The sequence below is a fragment of the Chryseobacterium rhizoplanae genome, from assembly GCF_900182655.1.
Taxonomy (GTDB): domain Bacteria; phylum Bacteroidota; class Bacteroidia; order Flavobacteriales; family Weeksellaceae; genus Chryseobacterium; species Chryseobacterium rhizoplanae.
Genome location: NZ_FXTC01000001.1, coordinates 746,169 through 763,401 on the forward strand (window position 1 = coordinate 746,169; position 17,233 = coordinate 763,401).

15 protein-coding genes are annotated in these 17,233 nt (G+C 34.4%); 7 read left to right on the plus strand and 8 right to left on the minus strand.

Features of this window, described 5'->3' with window-relative positions; translation table 11 throughout:
* Position 1: 1 nt before the first annotated feature.
* A complete protein-coding gene (locus FN817_RS03215) occupies positions 2-760 on the minus strand; it encodes a hypothetical protein (RefSeq protein ID WP_142716686.1) in 759 nt (252 codons plus the stop codon).
* A gap of 9 nt (positions 761-769) precedes the next feature.
* Positions 770-1,525: a hypothetical protein gene (locus tag FN817_RS03220; RefSeq protein WP_142716687.1), complete on the minus strand. Its 756-nt coding sequence runs from the start codon at positions 1,523-1,525 to the stop codon at positions 770-772.
* A 754-nt stretch (positions 1,526-2,279) separates the two neighbouring features.
* On the opposite strand from FN817_RS03220, the gene FN817_RS03225 reads away from it, so the two are divergent.
* From FN817_RS03225 to FN817_RS03240, 5 genes are all read left to right on the plus strand, one after another.
* Complete coding sequence (locus FN817_RS03225) at positions 2,280-3,536, plus strand: tyrosine-type recombinase/integrase (protein ID WP_142716688.1); 1,257 nt, start codon at positions 2,280-2,282, stop codon at positions 3,534-3,536.
* 406 nt (positions 3,537-3,942) lie between these two features.
* Positions 3,943-4,224 carry a helix-turn-helix domain-containing protein gene (locus FN817_RS03230; RefSeq protein WP_142716689.1) on the plus strand — a complete coding sequence of 94 codons (282 nt, stop codon included), beginning with the start codon at positions 3,943-3,945 and terminating at the stop codon, positions 4,222-4,224.
* A gap of 98 nt (positions 4,225-4,322) precedes the next feature.
* Positions 4,323-4,493 carry a hypothetical protein gene (locus tag FN817_RS23355; RefSeq protein ID WP_228451461.1) on the plus strand — a complete coding sequence of 57 codons (171 nt, stop codon included), beginning with the start codon at positions 4,323-4,325 and terminating at the stop codon, positions 4,491-4,493.
* Between the two features lie 230 nt (positions 4,494-4,723).
* Positions 4,724-5,788 carry a DUF3945 domain-containing protein gene (locus FN817_RS03235; protein WP_228451462.1) on the plus strand — a complete coding sequence of 355 codons (1,065 nt, stop codon included), beginning with the start codon at positions 4,724-4,726 and terminating at the stop codon, positions 5,786-5,788.
* A gap of 20 nt (positions 5,789-5,808) precedes the next feature.
* Positions 5,809-7,896 carry a type IA DNA topoisomerase gene (locus FN817_RS03240; RefSeq protein WP_142716690.1) on the plus strand — a complete coding sequence of 696 codons (2,088 nt, stop codon included), beginning with the start codon at positions 5,809-5,811 and terminating at the stop codon, positions 7,894-7,896.
* Between the two features lie 68 nt (positions 7,897-7,964).
* Here FN817_RS03240 and FN817_RS23035 read toward each other — a convergent pair whose 3' ends face one another.
* The 5 genes from FN817_RS23035 to FN817_RS03260 form a co-directional block, all read right to left on the minus strand.
* Positions 7,965-8,105, minus strand: coding sequence for a hypothetical protein (locus tag FN817_RS23035; protein ID WP_002980963.1), 141 nt, complete (start codon positions 8,103-8,105; stop codon positions 7,965-7,967).
* 159 nt (positions 8,106-8,264) lie between these two features.
* Entirely contained in the window at positions 8,265-8,672 is a 408-nt protein-coding gene (locus tag FN817_RS03245; RefSeq protein WP_002980961.1) for a hypothetical protein, read from the minus strand.
* A gap of 76 nt (positions 8,673-8,748) precedes the next feature.
* Positions 8,749-11,307 carry an AAA domain-containing protein gene (locus FN817_RS03250; protein ID WP_142716691.1) on the minus strand — a complete coding sequence of 853 codons (2,559 nt, stop codon included), beginning with the start codon at positions 11,305-11,307 and terminating at the stop codon, positions 8,749-8,751.
* A 9-nt stretch (positions 11,308-11,316) separates the two neighbouring features.
* Complete coding sequence (locus FN817_RS03255) at positions 11,317-11,850, minus strand: hypothetical protein (RefSeq protein WP_167498803.1); 534 nt, start codon at positions 11,848-11,850, stop codon at positions 11,317-11,319.
* A 203-nt stretch (positions 11,851-12,053) separates the two neighbouring features.
* Positions 12,054-12,455, minus strand: coding sequence for a DUF3800 domain-containing protein (locus tag FN817_RS03260; RefSeq protein WP_142716692.1), 402 nt, complete (start codon positions 12,453-12,455; stop codon positions 12,054-12,056).
* 438 nt (positions 12,456-12,893) lie between these two features.
* Between FN817_RS03260 and FN817_RS03265 the strand changes: the two genes are divergently transcribed.
* Together FN817_RS03265 and FN817_RS03270 are read left to right on the plus strand one after the other, a co-directional pair.
* The gene (locus FN817_RS03265) at positions 12,894-15,005 is read left to right on the plus strand and encodes an ATP-dependent nuclease (protein WP_142716693.1); all 2,112 of its coding nucleotides are present in this window, start codon (positions 12,894-12,896) and stop codon (positions 15,003-15,005) included.
* Entirely contained in the window at positions 15,002-16,777 is a 1,776-nt protein-coding gene (locus FN817_RS03270) for a UvrD-helicase domain-containing protein (RefSeq protein WP_142716694.1), read from the plus strand. The genes FN817_RS03265 and FN817_RS03270 overlap by 4 nt, the downstream gene beginning before the upstream one ends.
* Here the strand turns inward: FN817_RS03270 and FN817_RS03275 are convergent, their stop codons facing one another.
* Positions 16,778-17,086 carry a helix-turn-helix domain-containing protein gene (locus FN817_RS03275; RefSeq protein ID WP_002980955.1) on the minus strand — a complete coding sequence of 103 codons (309 nt, stop codon included), beginning with the start codon at positions 17,084-17,086 and terminating at the stop codon, positions 16,778-16,780.
* Positions 17,087-17,233 lie beyond the last annotated feature (147 nt).

Here is a 17,233-nt window from a genome sequence, read left to right on the forward strand (position 1 = left end):
ATTACTGATATTTATAAATGTTGATTGTTCCGGATTCAATTCTATAGTTATTGGCGGTATAGATATATTTAAAAGTCATAAGATCATTTAAAATTAAGTTCTGGGTGCTGATTATGGTAGTGTACATCCTGTTGTTGATTAAGTTATCCCTTCCAAATGCACTGACAAGTGAAGTAGTCCCTTTTAATATATCATGAGTAGTAGTTCCTCCATTATTTCCTATATTTGACATTTCGGTAATAAACTCAAGCATATATATTCCTGTAGAAGAGATTTTATACTGGCTTGTGCTACTGTTCCATCCGGCATACTTATCGACAAGAATTTCCGAAGGAGTAAGGGTAAGAGTGGTGAAAGCACCTCCTCCAGCTGATCCTATAGGGACAGTGGCTTTTTGACCAACAGCAGCACTGAATATTAACAAAGGAATATTTGCAGCCGCAATAATATCATCAGTTGATGCTGTATTTGCCTGATGGTGATATTTATTATCACTTCCCCAATAGGTTATTCCTTTGATGATATCGCTGGCAGTGTTTGAATTTGTATTATAAAACATTACCCCTGTTGCCGGAGAGGCAATAGGGCTTGCTGCATCAGCATTATCTGTCACGGATAAGCTTGGAACCCTTAGGGCTTTATTATTTGAATCGAGTTTTAAAATGGCTGATTGTGAAACATTGGCTGATCCTATCACCATCTGGGCATTATTCATAATGGCCATTAATCCCAGAAATAAGATGAGAAGTTTTGATTTCATAAGATTGATTTAATTATTTGATATTTTGGAAATGGAAACATTAGGGTTGGTAATCTGATATGCGGCATTAGAAGACTGTACGCTGAATGTTATGAGGTCATTGGCTACCAGTTTTACACTGCAGGTACTTGATACACCTCCGAATTGATATCGTTTATCTGTTCCGTAGCTGCATATATTGACTCCGTTTTTTTGTACATAAACCATTGCCCCTCCATTCGTGTCTCCGGAGACATTTCTTAGATCCACATTAAAGGAAATTACATAGCCACCAGCACTTTGAATTCTGTATCCAGTATAAGCAGGGCCTCCTTGTGCCCCTGCTGGAGAATTCTTGTATAAAGTATTAAAGGTGAGATTTGTGATTGTGCCGGCAGCAATACTACCTGAAGCAGCTATATTACTTGCCGCAAAAACAGGGGTTATAAATGGAATTTTTGCAACTTCAGTTTTTACCTCCTGTTTCGACCACATTTTTTCCCATACCGTTCCATTATAGGCATAAAGACCTTTGGTAACAGAAGTATTCCCTGTTCCGGCTGCAGCTGTGTTGTAAACAATAAATCCTGTTTTAGGATTGGCAACTGTTGTTATGTCTAGAGTAGAAGTGAGTGCAACGAGTGGAAGTTGAATCCCTTTATTGGCAGCAGTTATATCCAGAGCAGCGGATGGGTCCGGGTTTGTAGTCCCAATGCCAACTCCTCCTTGCTGTGCGCTAATACTGAGGCTATTAATAGCCAAGATTAAAATAAGTTTTTTTTTCATAATCCTATTTTTATAAAAGATTGATTTTGTTACATAATGTGCCATTCACATATAAAAATTAAGCCCCTTTCTTTCTCATCACCTGTGTAGTGTAATAGTGGCATATTTGAGGGAAACCAGAAGGGGCTTAAATATTATAATTAAATCACTTTTTTTGGGAAATTTTATAAATTGTATGTTATTAATATGTTTTCATTATTTCTAAAAAATTGGCGGGCAAAAGCTGTAGAGCAACGCGCCCGCCACAGTAAAAACTTATAAATAATATTTATTAAGTGAATGAAGCGTGTTGGTAAGTGTGTATGTATTTAGCTAATACTGTCCCAAATAAGCTTATAGTTTTTTTTCATCCAAATAAGATTTGGAATGGAGACATTCATTTCAGTTTGAGAAGACTCTATCGGGCAGAGTCGGGGATTTAATAATAAAAATTTTTCCATTTTTTTAGGTTGTTGTGTTAATTTCATGTGTGTTTACATAAAGTAGTCCTGTTTAGACTTTTTTTTATGATATATATCTGCATATTAGTTTATTAATAAATGAACAATTGTTGTAATTGAATTATGTTGGTTGTTTGTGATAATGTATAATTTTTAACAAAAAACATTCTTAATCCAGTTAAAATATTAATACGCAAAAAGTTAATTTTGTTTGCCTAGTAAAATATTTATTATATATTTGTAAGTGAAAGGTAGTCTAAACAGGACTACCTTTTGATTTATATTAGCTGGAAATTAACCTAATATTTCTAGTAATGACTTTTAAATTTTTCATTTCTGATCGTGGATTGGCAAAAGAATCTATTCATTTAAAAATTGAAAATCAATCGGGTCAGCCGCTCTTCAATTTCAAAACTCCGCTGAGAATCTGCCAGGAAGATTGGGACAGTAAAAAACAACGTCCCAATAATATTTACCTGAAGTGCTATAAAAAAATTAATACTAAGCTGGATGCTCTGAAAATACGGTTAGCAGAGTGTATTGAAGAAGATCAGTCTAAGGGAAAACTTTCTTCACAAAGATATCTGTTCAAAGAAATAAAAAATCTCTGCAGTAAAGAGAAAGAGGATTATCCAAAAGATTCACTGCTTTGTTTTATCAATATGTATATTTCCTCAAAACAAGAATACATTTGCCAGTCAACTTATAAAAGATATAAAGTATTTTTTAACTTTATTGAGAGGTTTGAAGGTTTTACAGCTAAGAGACTGTACGTAAATAGTATGGATGGAGATTTTATCAGAAGATTTATTTCTTTTGGAAAGGAAGAGGCTTACAGTGAGAACACTATATACAGAACTATTCATTTTATTAAAACAATTCTAAACTTCGCTGAAAGAAAGGGTATAAGAACTGCTGTCAGGGAATTGGATATAAGACGGGAGAGGCAAAACAGAATCGTCATAAATCTTACTGAAAAGGAAGTGATGAAAATAGAAAAGGTTAAAGTCCCAAGGGAGCTGCAGGCTGCCAAAGAGTGGCTTCTTATAAGTTGCTATACCGGTCAGAGAGTCTCAGATTTTATGAAATTTAATTCAGATCAAATGAAGAAAGTGAATGACCGGGTGTGTATTTCTTTCATCCAGCAAAAAACAAAAAAAGAGATCCTGCTGCCCATACATCCAGTTGTTTTAGAAATTATTAAACGGTATAAAAATAATTTCCCCCCAAAACTTTCCGCTACGAAATACAATAACCATATTAAACAAATTGGCCGGATTGCTCAGCTCAATGAGTCTGTAAATGCGGTAAAACGTGTAGGGCACAGGGTAAAAAAATTAATAGTTGAAAAATGGGAAGCACTCACCAGTCATATTGGGCGGAGAAGTTTTGCAACCAACTTTTATGGGAAAATTCCCACTCCTTTACTAATGCAGGCAACCGGACATACTACAGAGCAGATGTTTATGAAATATATTAATCCTGTTGATGAAAGCCATACTATCAGTTTGGGTAACTATTTTGACAAAACATATAAGGAAAGTTATTTTGGAGGCATGGCCGCCAGTTAACTCAATAATTGGAGGAAGCAATCTTCTTTAATTTAATATTTACAGCAATCTAATCAACGTTTTACTTGCAGACGGTTTAACATGTCTTATTGATTACTGATTTTTCAATATTATCATTTCTGGTTCACAGGTGTATATAAATTGAGAAGAATAAAACTATAACCCCACATGAAGTTTCATGCTGGGGACTGACAGGCTATCTTATTTTTTTAACCACTCTTAAGCCTTTTTCAAAACCTTCTTTTTCTTATCTATTCACGAGGCTTTCATTGTCATATAATTAGATTCTGGTAATAAATTTTAACATTAAAAAAACAAAATCTTTTCGTTACTACGAAAAACTAGTGATTTTATATGATTTCTGTTGTTCAATTTTATATCACCAGCAATCATAAAAATCACAGTTATGAATATTGAAAGAACAGAATTTATAGCCTGGATGGAGAAAATCATGGAAAGATTTGATCTACTGAAAGAGCAAATGATTAAGAACCAATCCAGATTTATAGAAGTAGACGGAGAGCAGCTTCTGGATAACCAGGATGTTTTACAGCTTTTAAAGATAAGTTCACGATCATTACAGAGGTATAGGACTGATAAAAAGCTGCCTTATTATACCATCAGCGGAAAGCTGTACTATAAGCTTTCGGATGTCCATCAATTGATCAGAGAATGTTTGAACTCTTGATAGTAACAAGACATCCACAGCCAAACCATTCATCACCATTCCAATCTTCAGGATTTTCTTAATTGAGCCCATACCTTGGTTCCATTAAATGAAATACAATGGAAAATGAATTGATAACCCCTCAGGAACCTAGTGAACTCAAACCGGCAACAGATACACTCCTTGTTCTGAACATTCATACCAATCAGATTGAGATGGTTAAAGGAATTGATAAAGAAGGTAATCTTCAAAAAGTTCCTCCACAAGAAAAAAGGATAATGAGCCGCTGATCAGAGTAGATAAGCACGGCGATCTATTCTCTAACTTCTTTTCCAATTTTTATCGGCAGCTTAAAAATCCCACGCATTTCAACTTTTTCAAAGTTTCGGAATATGATGCTGTTAATACTGCTAAGGATCTTCAAAAATATGTTGATCAGGCATCACCTGAAGAAAAAGAAAAGCTGAAGGACTACGAAGTTTTACCTCAACATAACAACAATCCCAAAAATAAAAATACAATGGACAACAACACAGACAATCAGGAATATCGTTTTCAGCCTGAGCAAATCGACTGGAAAACGATGGAAAAGTTCGGACTTAATCAGGAGAAGCTTGAAAAAATGAATGCGATGGATTCATTACTCAGAGGTTTTAAAACCAATACGTTAATCCCCATCACCATTAATCTGGGAACGGCAGTGAGCAAAATGGATGTTCGATTATCTCTTCAAACAGGAGATACAGGACAGGTTGCCGTTCACCTGCATGGAATCCGAAAAGAGCCCAACCTCAATAATACATTCTTAGGTCATCAGTTCACGGATGAAGACAAGAAGAATCTGAAAGAAAGCGGGAATATGGGTCGGGTAGTAGATCTTGTCAATCTTAAAACTGATGAAATCATTCCATCAGTGATCAGCCGTGACCGTTTAACCAATGAATTGGTAGCCTATAGAGCGGAGTACATGAAAATCCCTGATGAAATTAAAGGCATAAAACTCGATGAACATCAGAAACAAACCCTGCTGGAAGGAAGACCGCTTTATCTTGAAGGTATGACCTCTAAAAAAGGAGAACCTTTCGATGCCACCGTACAATTCAATGCGGATAAGCGGTATGTAGAATTTCTATTCAATACTAAACCGTCTCAGCTGCAAAGTCAACAACAGTCCCAGGAGCAAAAGACATCCAACCAGCAACCTCAGCATACGGATAAAGAAGCACCAAAGGTTTTCAGGGGAAAGGAGCTGGACGATTCACAGTATGAAAAATTCAAAGCCGGACAAACCATTTACATTGACGGACTTACCGATGCTAAAGGTAAAGCCTATCAGGGCTATATTACCTTTAACAAGGAAACTTCAAAAACCGACTTTTCATTCACTCATCCTAATAAGCTCAAAGAAGAGGCAAAACCTACAGTAGATCATAAAACTCAAACTGCGGTTAACACCCAAGGTAAAACCAATGAAGCTACTAAAAATCTGAAGGAGCCTTTAGAATCAAAACAGCAGCAGCCCGCCAATAAACAGCAGGAGGATCAACAAAAAAAGGTTAGAAAACCAAGAGGACAAAAACTATAATAAACATCTAAATCCATCATATGAAAGCAATCATCGCAGAAAAACCCAGCGTCGCAAGAGAAATTGCCCAATTGTTAGGAGCCCATGAAAAAAAAGATGGCTATCTGTCCGGTAATGGATACTGTGTCACCTGGGCATTAGGACATCTGATCGCGTTAGGAATGCCGGAAGATTATGGTATAAGAGGCTTTAACAGAGCCTCTTTGCCTATCTTTCCCAACCCTTTTATTCTAACTCCTAAAAAGCTAAAGAGAACAAAAGGCTATGAGTCTGATCCTTCCGCTTTAAAACAACTCAACACCATACAACAAGTCATCAGTCAATGCAGCAGTATTATTGTTGCCACCGATGCAGGAAGGGAAGGAGAGCTGATCTTCCGTTATATCTATCACTACCTACAATGCAACAAACCTTTTGAAAGACTCTGGATCAGTTCCCTGACAGAAAAAGCAATACAGGACGGTTTTAAAAACCTTCAGCCAGGCGATGCCTTTGAAGGTTTATATCAAGCAGCTAAAGCCAGAAGTGAAGCGGACTGGCTGGTAGGCATCAATGCCACCCAGGCATTAACCATCGCAGGAAACCAAGATGTATATTCTTTAGGCAGGGTGCAGACGCCAACCCTTGCTTTGATCTGTCAACGGTTTCTTCAGCATCAAAACTTCACCAAGCAAAAATACTTTCAGATCCAGCTCAGCCATAGAAAAGAATATACAGATTTCACCAGTGTTTCACTATTACAATGGGAAGAGAAAAAGCAGGCAGAACAAATCCAAAAATCCATAGAGCGGGAGGGAAGAGCTGTTGTAGAAGATGTATCCATTACAAAAGTACAGGAACAATCTCCATTACTTTTCGACCTCACAGAATTACAGAAAGAAGCCAACAGAAAACTGGGGCTTTCTGCTGATGAGGTTTTACAAACAGCCCAAAGCCTCTATGAGAAACAGTTCATCACTTACCCCAGAACCGGCAGTAAGTATATTCCTGAAGACTTATGGACTGATATACCTGAGCTGGTCAGAATACTGAATCAGACCGAACCCTTCAAAGCCGCCATAACCCATTTAAAATTCGGAAACTTCAACAAGAGGATTGTGAATGATCTAAAAGTTACCGATCATCACGGATTACTCATAACCACTAAAATACCTTCTGCACTTTGCACTACGGAAAAAGCCATTTACGAGATGATTGCTTACCGATTATTGGAATCCCTATCCCACACCTGTACAAAGCAAGTCACCCAAATCCAGATAAAAGTCCATCATTATGAATTCCAGATCAAAGGCTCTACAATCCTAGAGAAAGGCTGGCGAGCCATCAAAGGAATTCTCACTGACAATGAAAATTCCGATAATAAAAATGAAGTCCTTACTGAACTTCCGGAATTCAAAACCGGAGATGAGCTCAAAATATCAAAAACAGAATTATTAGAAAAAGTAACGCAACCTCCCAAGCTTTATACAGAGGCCGACCTTTTATCGGCGATGGAAAATGCAGGCCGATCTATTGAAAATAAAGAAGAACAGAAAGCACTATCCAATATCGGCATCGGAACCCCGGCTACCAGAGCTTCCATTATTGAAACCCTGCTCAGCAGAAACTATATCATCAGAAAAGGCAAAATACTGCATCCGACCGATAAAGGTTTACAAGTTTACAACCTTGTCAAAGACAAAAAAATAGCCAATGTCCAAATGACCGCAGAATGGGAAATGGCACTGGATAAAATTGAAAAGGGGGAAATAGACAAAGCCCAATTTATGAACGAGATCCAACATTATACAAATGAAATCACCAATGAACTCTTATCTCTTCATATTCCTCAGGAAAACATACCACAATTAAAATGTCCAAAATGCCAAAAGCATCATCTTATCATTAAAGAGAAAATCGTCAAATGTCCAGATGAGCAGTGCAACTGGATTTTATTCAGAATGATATGCGGAATACAAATCAGTAGTAAAGATCTTACGTTACTATTAACTCAAAACAAAACATCACTCATCAAAAACATGAAAAGCAAAAACGGTAAAAAGTTTGATGCTTACCTATTACTGAAGGATGATTTCAGTACATCATTTGAATTTATAAACAAGAATTAATTTAAAGAAAATAATAATGTAAAGAAGCAGCCAATAAGCTGCTTCTACATTTTACATTTTATCCAAGTCTAATCCCCTTTTTCGTGCTCGTGAGGTTTTAGCTTTGGATGCTTAGGTTGATTGGGAGGGGTTACCCTTCTTCTTCTGTCAGGTTCTCCATCTGGTTTTTTAGGCTTGGGGCCTGGCTTGATTGCTTCGATTGTATTCATAGTACAATAAAGATTAATTAATAATTATTTTGATATCAAAACAGATTAATACCAGATCAAAAGTAAATTTTTGGTCACCATTTTCATTACGGAAAGCCGTAACCGCTGGTTTCTGAAAAGATGGATAACGTATTTTTAGACAATCAATTTTGATTGCAATTACCTCCTTCTAGGAGCGCTTCTTGTATGTGGTCTAACATAAGTTCCATCTTTTCGCGTATAACCTTTAACATGTACTGATCCGCCTGAATTTGATTGAGAACTGTAACTAGAGGATGATCTTACTGATGGAGAAGAATACGATGAGGTTTTAGAATAGTCACTATAAGCTGTGTAGCTGGGCTTATAGGCCCACCCGTAATAATTTCCCCATTTAAGTTTGCTGTAATTTTTCTTACCAGCTTTTGAAGACAAGAAAACTTCCGTATCTTTAGGAATAGTGGTAACTGATTTGCTGCTGTCACTGCTGTAGTAAAGAGGCGTGTCTTCCTGTAGTCTAACAGTGTAATAGTTGGTACATGAAATAACGGAGAGAAGTAATACAAGATAAAGTAATGATTTTTTCATTGTAGTTAATTTTATATCTGCAAATCTAAATTAACTTTAAAGGAACTAATTACGGTTTTCCGTAGTCTTCTGAATCTTACAATTTTAGTTTTGTTAAAGCCGAAATTAACCTCTCTTTCTCCCCACTTCCCGTCGTCGAAAACCTTACCAACGGAATTCCATACTTCTCCAAAATCTCATTCTTCATATGATCTCTTTCAGCTTGTCGGCTTTCCGTTTTATGATATTCATAACCATCAACTTCAATAGCCAATACAGAATTTTTCCCCAACTTGTTATAAATCAGAAAATCAAGATGTGTGGCATGATGTCTAGCATATTTTTCTTCTTCAGTATTTAATTTGGAAAAATCTAACAGTAAATTTCTCAATGGATGGTGTAGAATGACGCCATACTTTGAAAATTGATCGTCGGACAAAACTTCCTTAATTAACGCATACATTAGATTCTCACTGTCGAAAACAGATTTCTTTTTTTGATCTGATAAAAGGGCTCTTCTTTTTTCTTCATATCCTTTGTACAGGTAATCAAAAATAGAATGTACTTCACTATTGATCGTGCTAAAATTATTGTAATCAATATAACGGATCAGATCTGAGATGTTGGTGTCGTTGTCACTTTCATTTCCGTTCACCAATAAAATCAGTTGATCTTTGGCTCTGGAAATGGCTACATTCAGTCGGTTCGGGTTGTCGGTGAATTCAGAGATTTCATTATCTACTGTAGAAAGAATGATCACATCATTTTCTCTTCCCTGAAATTTATCTACCGTGTCGGCTTTGACATCTGTTCCCTGAAATGTTCTTTGCAGTGCGATGGTCTGATTACGGTATGGGGTTACAATTCCGAGATTCATGCCTTCCAGCTTTTGCTGTGGAATGATTTCCTGAACAATCACATCAATCTGCCGCTGATTCTCTCTCTGCCGGGCATGGTTGCCTTTAGTTGTTTTATATACTAATAAAGGTTCTCTTTCCGTCTGTCCCTCCGAAAGTATGATTAACTGATCATTATAAAACTTACGGTTACAAAAATCAATGATTTTAGGATGACAGCGATAATGTTCCTTTAACAATGTTTTCGGTACTTCTGGAAATACTTCTATTATAGAAGAAAGGAGACTATGATTGGAATACCGATAAGATTCCGGAATATCATAGTTCTTAAAGATCTGATCCGTATTTTCTGCTGTTGCAGAATCCACTACATTGGGAAGCTGTTTTAAATCTCCTACAATGACAGCCTGCTTCGCGCAGGATAATGCGAGTACACCCGTTGCAAGATCCACCTGTGAAGATTCATCAACAATTACATAGTCGTAGACTACGTTTTCAGCAAGACTTCTTCTTAATGAGTAGGTAGTACTCATAATGACAGGATAATCTTTAATAAATTCTTCTGATTTAAAACGAAGATCCCATTCCGTATATTCTGAACGTTTTTCTCCTTTATATTTTTGGTAGAGTTTGTTTTTAAAGAGCTGCATAGATCCCTCAGTATATTCTTTCATTTTATCATGGAAGGAAAAATGCTGCAAGGTATTTTGCAGTTCTTGTTTTCTGAGCTCAAGCTCTGAAATTTTCACCCCATAGTATTTTGACTGAACAATCCTGATCATTTCTTCATACGATAAGCTATAAAAAATCTTATCTCTTACCCCATACAGAAAAGGAAATATCAATTTGCGCCACCAGTAAAATCTCTTCCCTGTTTTCTCATAGTCTTCCAACGTAACCCATAATGAAAGCAGCTGATCTGAACTGACATTCTTTTTAAAACGGATTTCAGTTGCCAAAGTGACATCATCTGTAAAATGCTGATGTTCTGTTTTGATCTTATCTATTTCGAGTGTAAGTAAAGCCAGTTCATTCTTTAGTTCCAACTTTTCAGCAAGCTCAGCAAAAAGAAGGGGAGTAGACTGAATAAGGGATTGTTCCTGTTCTTGCTCTAATCTAAAATCTGACAGATCAGGGATTTCAGTCTGAGCATCGATAAATTCTTTTTTATTTTGACTGCTTCCCAATAATGCTGCTATAAAATAAATTCCATTGCTCTCCAGTTTCTCAAAAACATTTTTTGTTGCCGAATTATTGCTTGAAACAACAGCCACACTCTGATTATTCATTACCGCATTGGCAATAATATTAAGAATAGTCTGTGTCTTTCCTGTTCCGGGAGGACCTTCAATAACACTTAACGGATTTGAAAACGCATGGTCAACTCCCGTTTTCTGACTCAGATTAAAACCAAAAGGAAAGATTTCAATAGGAGAGGCGTGATAATTCTTTTCGGGTTCTTTCCCATTAAGATAATTGTAAAGAATTGAAGTCTCAGGAATAAAACGAATACTCCCATAGCTATTGGCAAGAATGTTATTGCCTTCCTCTGTCTTCAAACCAACACTTTCTGCAATCGCCTTTAGATAAGAAAAAATATTTCCTGCTCTCTCACTCTGAATAGCAGATCTCAACATCTTAATTCTATGTTGGGGATAAGAATAGGCTTTCCCACTGTTCTTATACACCACGACACACTTATTACCCTCAAAATAATAAGAATCTATCTCATCAGTTCTGTTCTTATCATCAATATATATCGCTTGTTCTTTTAGTTTATGTATGGTAGATTTTTGCATAATAGCGGATTAAATTCCTGATATTAATTCTTTAAGTTTCTGCATATTGGGGTCTTTCTCTATAGGGTTTATATCGTTAAATGAGTTCTTAGAAAGGGTTTCGTTCAATATTTTTACCTTTTGGAGCATTGGTACAACGTATTTTAGAAAATGGTTAAAATGTTCAGAAACATCTGAATACTTTGTTGCAAGTTTATAACCAGGTTTACCAGAATGGCTTACAATAAATAGTCCTTCATATCTTAGGTCTCTGATTAATATTCTGACTCTTTCACTTTTGATATTAGGAAAAAAATTATTGAGATAAATAAGCAGTTCAGTTGTTGAGACTAAACGATTAGGATTTAGTTCTGACTGGAATCGTAGGTATTCTAGTAGTCTAGCTTTTTCTTTAGTTTTTTGAACATTGGTTGATTCTAAGAATTTCTGAATTAACTGATAGTTCATTCTCATGATTTGCCTGTCAAGTTCGGGTTTGCCCTCTATTTCTTTTGTTATATAGCTTTCGAAAGGAAAATATGAAATTGAAGTTCTTGCATGCAAGAGATTGAACAATTCAATATATTGGTGATCAAAATGACTTGTACAAAAGACCTTGCCCAAGCATCCTGAAATAAAATCTGCAATTTGTATGAGTTTTTCATCTTTATCATCAAAAATTTCAAAGCTTCTGTCCTGATTAAATAAATCACGGTTAATGCTTTTTTCCCTAACATAATCTTGCAGTTCCTGTTTAAATTCTTCTCCTACTTTATCAGCATTGATAAATAGCTTTCATAGATTTTGTTATATTTTTCTACAAATAATGACTGGAAATATTTATAAAAAGTTCTTTTGATTTTTAAACCTTCCCCGAAAAGTTTTGATTTATCGACTACCATGATATCAATAACGAAGTCCAATCTTTCAACAAATTCAATTAGAATATCTTTTCTCTTTTTAAAGTTTTTGTTTTTGATATTACTGGATTTAAGATTTTCTCCAAGTCTATATTTTATACAGATATCTTTCAATACTTTTCTTGCTTTTTCAATATCTGTATCTTTTATAATTACCGAGGTGTAAATAAAATGAGAAAAAGTTCCTTCTTTGGAAAGGTCAAGGTGTGCATTTCCAAATTCGTCGATAAAAATTTTGGCTGGAATCATCAGTTAAATTAAGTTTATAATCTGTCTGATAGTAAAGTTACGGAATACTATTTTGAAAAAAGATAGTTATTTTAATTCTACAGTCCTCTAATAATGTATTCACAAAAATCTTAATGTTTCGAATTTTTTGAAAAGTTACCTTTTAATTCGAACAACTGTCCAAATTAAAGAGTGATAAAGATTTTAAAATTTTATTTTCCTGTTGTTTCTTAGGTGGTTAATTTCATTGTGTTTCCAGGTGTTTTCTTGTTATCACGTTGATGTTGATCATCTTCTCTGGTTGATTTTGCAATTCTTTTTTAGACCTCTCTTAAGTACCATAGTACTAATGTCTTAAATTGTTATGTGTCATAGAATTAGTAAATTTTACCAAGTAAAACTGTAAATACAGTTAGTTTAATTCTATAAATATTGGTATTTTTAACAAAACTATTAACTATGTATATTTCTGGATTATCCATTAGAAATTTCCGTAATTTTAAATCAGCACATTTTAAATTTACTGAAGGAATAAATACAATAATAGGAGAAAATGGGTCAGGCAAAACCAATCTCTTTTATGCACTTCGAATACTTATTGATGATTCATTGCCAAGATATATTAATTTTAATTCAAACGATTTCAACCGGGGAATTGGCAATTGGGCGGGACATTGGATCGTTATAACGGTTTTTTTTGAAGGATTAGATGCAAGTGAAGAAGCACAAGCTTTGGCTGTACAATCAAGCGGATGTATGGATACTCCTTCTAAAGGTAGTTATTCGGTATATTTCCGACCTAAATATCAATTTAGAAAAGAGTTGTATGACTATTCGATTTTAGCTGAAAAAGATTCAGAAGGACTAGAGCTACTCTTAGATAAAATTACCATAGCCGATTATGAAGTAGTTTATTTAAGTCGTGGTTCTGGTGATTTTAGTGATGATGTAACCTACGAAAAATACGTTGGGAATTTTGATAAAATTAAGTTCCCAGATCCTGACGAAAAAGAAGAACTAGTCATAGGAACTTACTTACCACGTGAAATCAGTATCCATAATGAAGTCTCATGTACATTTATAAAGGCTCTAAGGGATGTTGAAGCTGATTTACGTTCTTATAGTAATAACCCACTAATTAATTTATTGAAAGGGAAAGAAAAAACAGTTGAAATTACTAAGCAGGACGAAATTATAACTAGTATCGACAATCTTAATGAAAAAATTAGTTCACTTGATGAGGTAATAGAAATTAAGAATGGCATTGATAAAAGTATAAAGAATGCTGTAGGGACAACATATGCTCCAAGCATTGATATTAAATCAGAGCTTCCAAATAAAATGGAAAAACTTTTCCAATCATTAAAGCTGTGGGTGGGTGATCCTGAAGATGATTATAAAGGTAGGGTTTGGGAACTTAGTTTAGGTGGAGCTAATTTAATATATTTGTCATTAAAGCTATTAGAATATGAAAGGGTCAAGACAGATCGAATAGCGAATTTTCTACTGATTGAAGAGCCGGAAGCACATATTCATACTCATATACAAAAAACTCTTTTTAATAACTTAAGCAAAAGTAATACTCAAATAATAATTTCTACTCATTCCACTCATATATCCTCAGCAAGTAAAATAAGTAGTGTAAATGTTATTTGTAGAGGAAAAAATGAAGCTTTGGTTTTTCAACCTTCTAATAATTTGTTACCTAATCAAATAAGAAGATTAGAACGATATCTAGACGCGGTTCGTAGTAATCTATTATTTGCAAAAGGAGTTATACTTGTAGAAGGTGATGCTGAACAAATATTAATACCAGCAATGTTTGAAGTTGTTTTTGGTCTTTCTTTAGACGAGATTGGAGTAAGTCTCATTAATATTGGCAGTACAGGTTTTGAAAATGTAGCAAATATTTTTCATGAAGAACGTATAAAGAAATATTGTGCAATATTAACAGATCAAGACATTTCTGTTGTAAAACTTCCCGATTCTCCAGAAAATGATACGCCAAATCAGAAACATTTCAGAGCATCACAAAAAAGTGGAGAAGAACGTAGAGTAATAATTACAGAGCTTTGTAAAGATAATGAGTATCTGGAAGCATTTTACGCAACTCATACTTTTGAAGTAGACTTACTCATGAATGAAAACAGTCCGGAATTTGTATCAGCACTTGATAAGATCTATCGTAAAGAATCAAATATAAAGTTGATAACTAAAAGATTAGAAAATCCTAATATTCAAGTTGCAGGATTGGAAGTTCTAAGATTAGCTAAAAAGTATGGTAAAGGCTGGTTCGCATTACTTATCACCGACGAGCTTTTATATAATACATATATTCCAAATTATATTTTAAAAGCCATTGCCTTCGCATCGCCACATATCAATTTGTCGTCGAAAGTTAAATCAATTATGTATCGTATTGAAAAGATAAAAAATGACAAATATTGTAAAACATACTATAATGCAGCTAAAAAGTTTGAAACTAAAGATAAAACAGATTTAGAAATTTTAGAGGCTTTTATAAAAACATTTCCTCAAGATCAACTAACCAAATTTCTTTCTTACTTATGATACTTGACAAATTAAATGATGAGCAGAAAGTTGCAGTTACGCAAAGTGGTAATGTTTTACTTACGGCTTGCCCAGGAAGTGGTAAGACAAGAGTGATCATTCATAAATTGGCTTATGAATTGGATCAGCTTGCAAATACAAGTAAGAAAAAAATTGCTGCAGTAACATTTACTGTTAGGGCTTCTGAAGAAATTTTTAAGCGGCTCAATGCTATGGGGATTAATAGTGATAAGATATGGTCAGGTACTCTTCATTCTTTTTGTTTAGAATGGATTTTAAGGCCTTATTCTTGTTATCTTCCTGAGTTGCAAAACGGATTTTCAATAGCAGACGAATCTTATTGTGATGAACTAATAAGCAGTTTAAAAGTCAAATATAAATTGAAGCCAATAGATCCTGTAAATATGCGTTTTGATAGAAATGGTAATTTCTTAGAAACAAAAATAATCCAGAAAAGGCTTTTAGAAGATTATCACTCAATTTTAAAAAGAAAAAAATTAATAGACTTTGAATTGATTTTATTTTACTCTTATAAAATCCTTCAGGATCTGCCAAGAATCCCACAGATATTATCTAAATTATTCAAAATTATTTGTATTGATGAATATCAGGACACTCAAGATTTACTATACGCTATCATCTCAACAATTGTTAGAGCAGGAAATGGTGAAACATCTGCTTTCTTTGTAGGAGATACTGATCAGGCTATTTACTCTTCGTTAGGAGGGGTAGCAAAAAATATCGAACAAATAAAAGAAGAGTTAAATGACCTTCCAATAGAACCTTTAACCTTAAAAGGAAATTACAGATCTAGTCAACGAATAATTGATTTCTACAGGCAGTTTCAAACGCAGTCTATAGATATAAAAGCGGTGGGAATTAATGCAAAAACAAAAGGTCTAATAACTCTTAATAATACTATTGATAAGGCAGGAATTGTTGAAGAGATATCCAAATTAATTCTGTTAAGTTTGGACAAGGGAATACCTGAGGACGAGATCTGTGTATTGGTACCTCAATGGTGGTTAATCACCTCAATTTCGAAAAAACTTAGGGCAGTACTACCGAATGTCAATTTTGATGCCTCGGGGCTAGCTCCAATGGCACGGAATCGGGAAAATATTTGGTTTAAACTCTCAAGATTATTTTTAACTCAGCCTAGCCCGAAACTATATTCTTTAAGATATAGATGGGCAGCAGAACTAATAGATAATTTCAGAATTCATACTTTTAGTGATTTAACTGAGGAATATAGAAATGAAAGAAGTTTTTTAAGACTCATAAACTCAATTAAATCAAATGAAATTGAAGGGATCGATTACCTAAAAGATTGTTTTGATCAATTTCTCAACATAGTAGGTATTGACTATAAAAAAAATCCAACATTGGTTGAAAGTTGGGAACTTTTCTTTACCAATATAAAAAAAAGATTAAATGATCCCGAGTATGTAATCCCTAGTGATATTCAGTCCTTCAAAAGTTTTTACAGAGAAATGACAGGTGTGGTAATAAATACATGCGTAGGAATTAAAGGTGAAGAATTTGAAACAGTTATTGCCTACGGTTTACTGAACGGTTACATTCCGCATTGGAACGAGATTTTTTCGGGAAATGCAAACGAGGCTTCAAAAAAATTATTATATGTTATTTGTTCCAGAGCAAAGACAAACTTGCATTTGATCAGTGAGACAGGGCGAACAACCAAGCGAGGAGATGCCTTGACTATAACCTCAGAATTAGAAGCTGTAAATTTTAAGTATGACAATGTTTAGTTATGATTTTCTCTTATTTTTATTCTTAAACTCTTTTTGTAGATGATCAATTTCTAATTCTATTTTTTTCAATTCTGTGATGTCCAATTTTGTAAATAGAAATAGAATATTGATGTCTAAAAAGTTGCACAGTTTCACAATATTTTCAATTGTTGGATTAGTTAATCCTCTTTCAATTCTACCTACATGATCTTTAGAGATATTTAATTCCAATCCTAATTGGAATTGTGATAATTCTTTTCTTAGTCTATAGACTTGAATTAATTTACCAATTTGAAACTTCAAATTCTCTACTTGCCATTTATACATGTAGTAAATTTTGATCTTTTAATTTTTTCTCATGAAGATATATATGTCGTCTATTGTTTTTTTATTATATTTGTAAAATAGGTTACAGATAATGTAACTTTGCGATACTTCAAAGAATAATAGAAGCTATTGCTTAGAATCTCGATT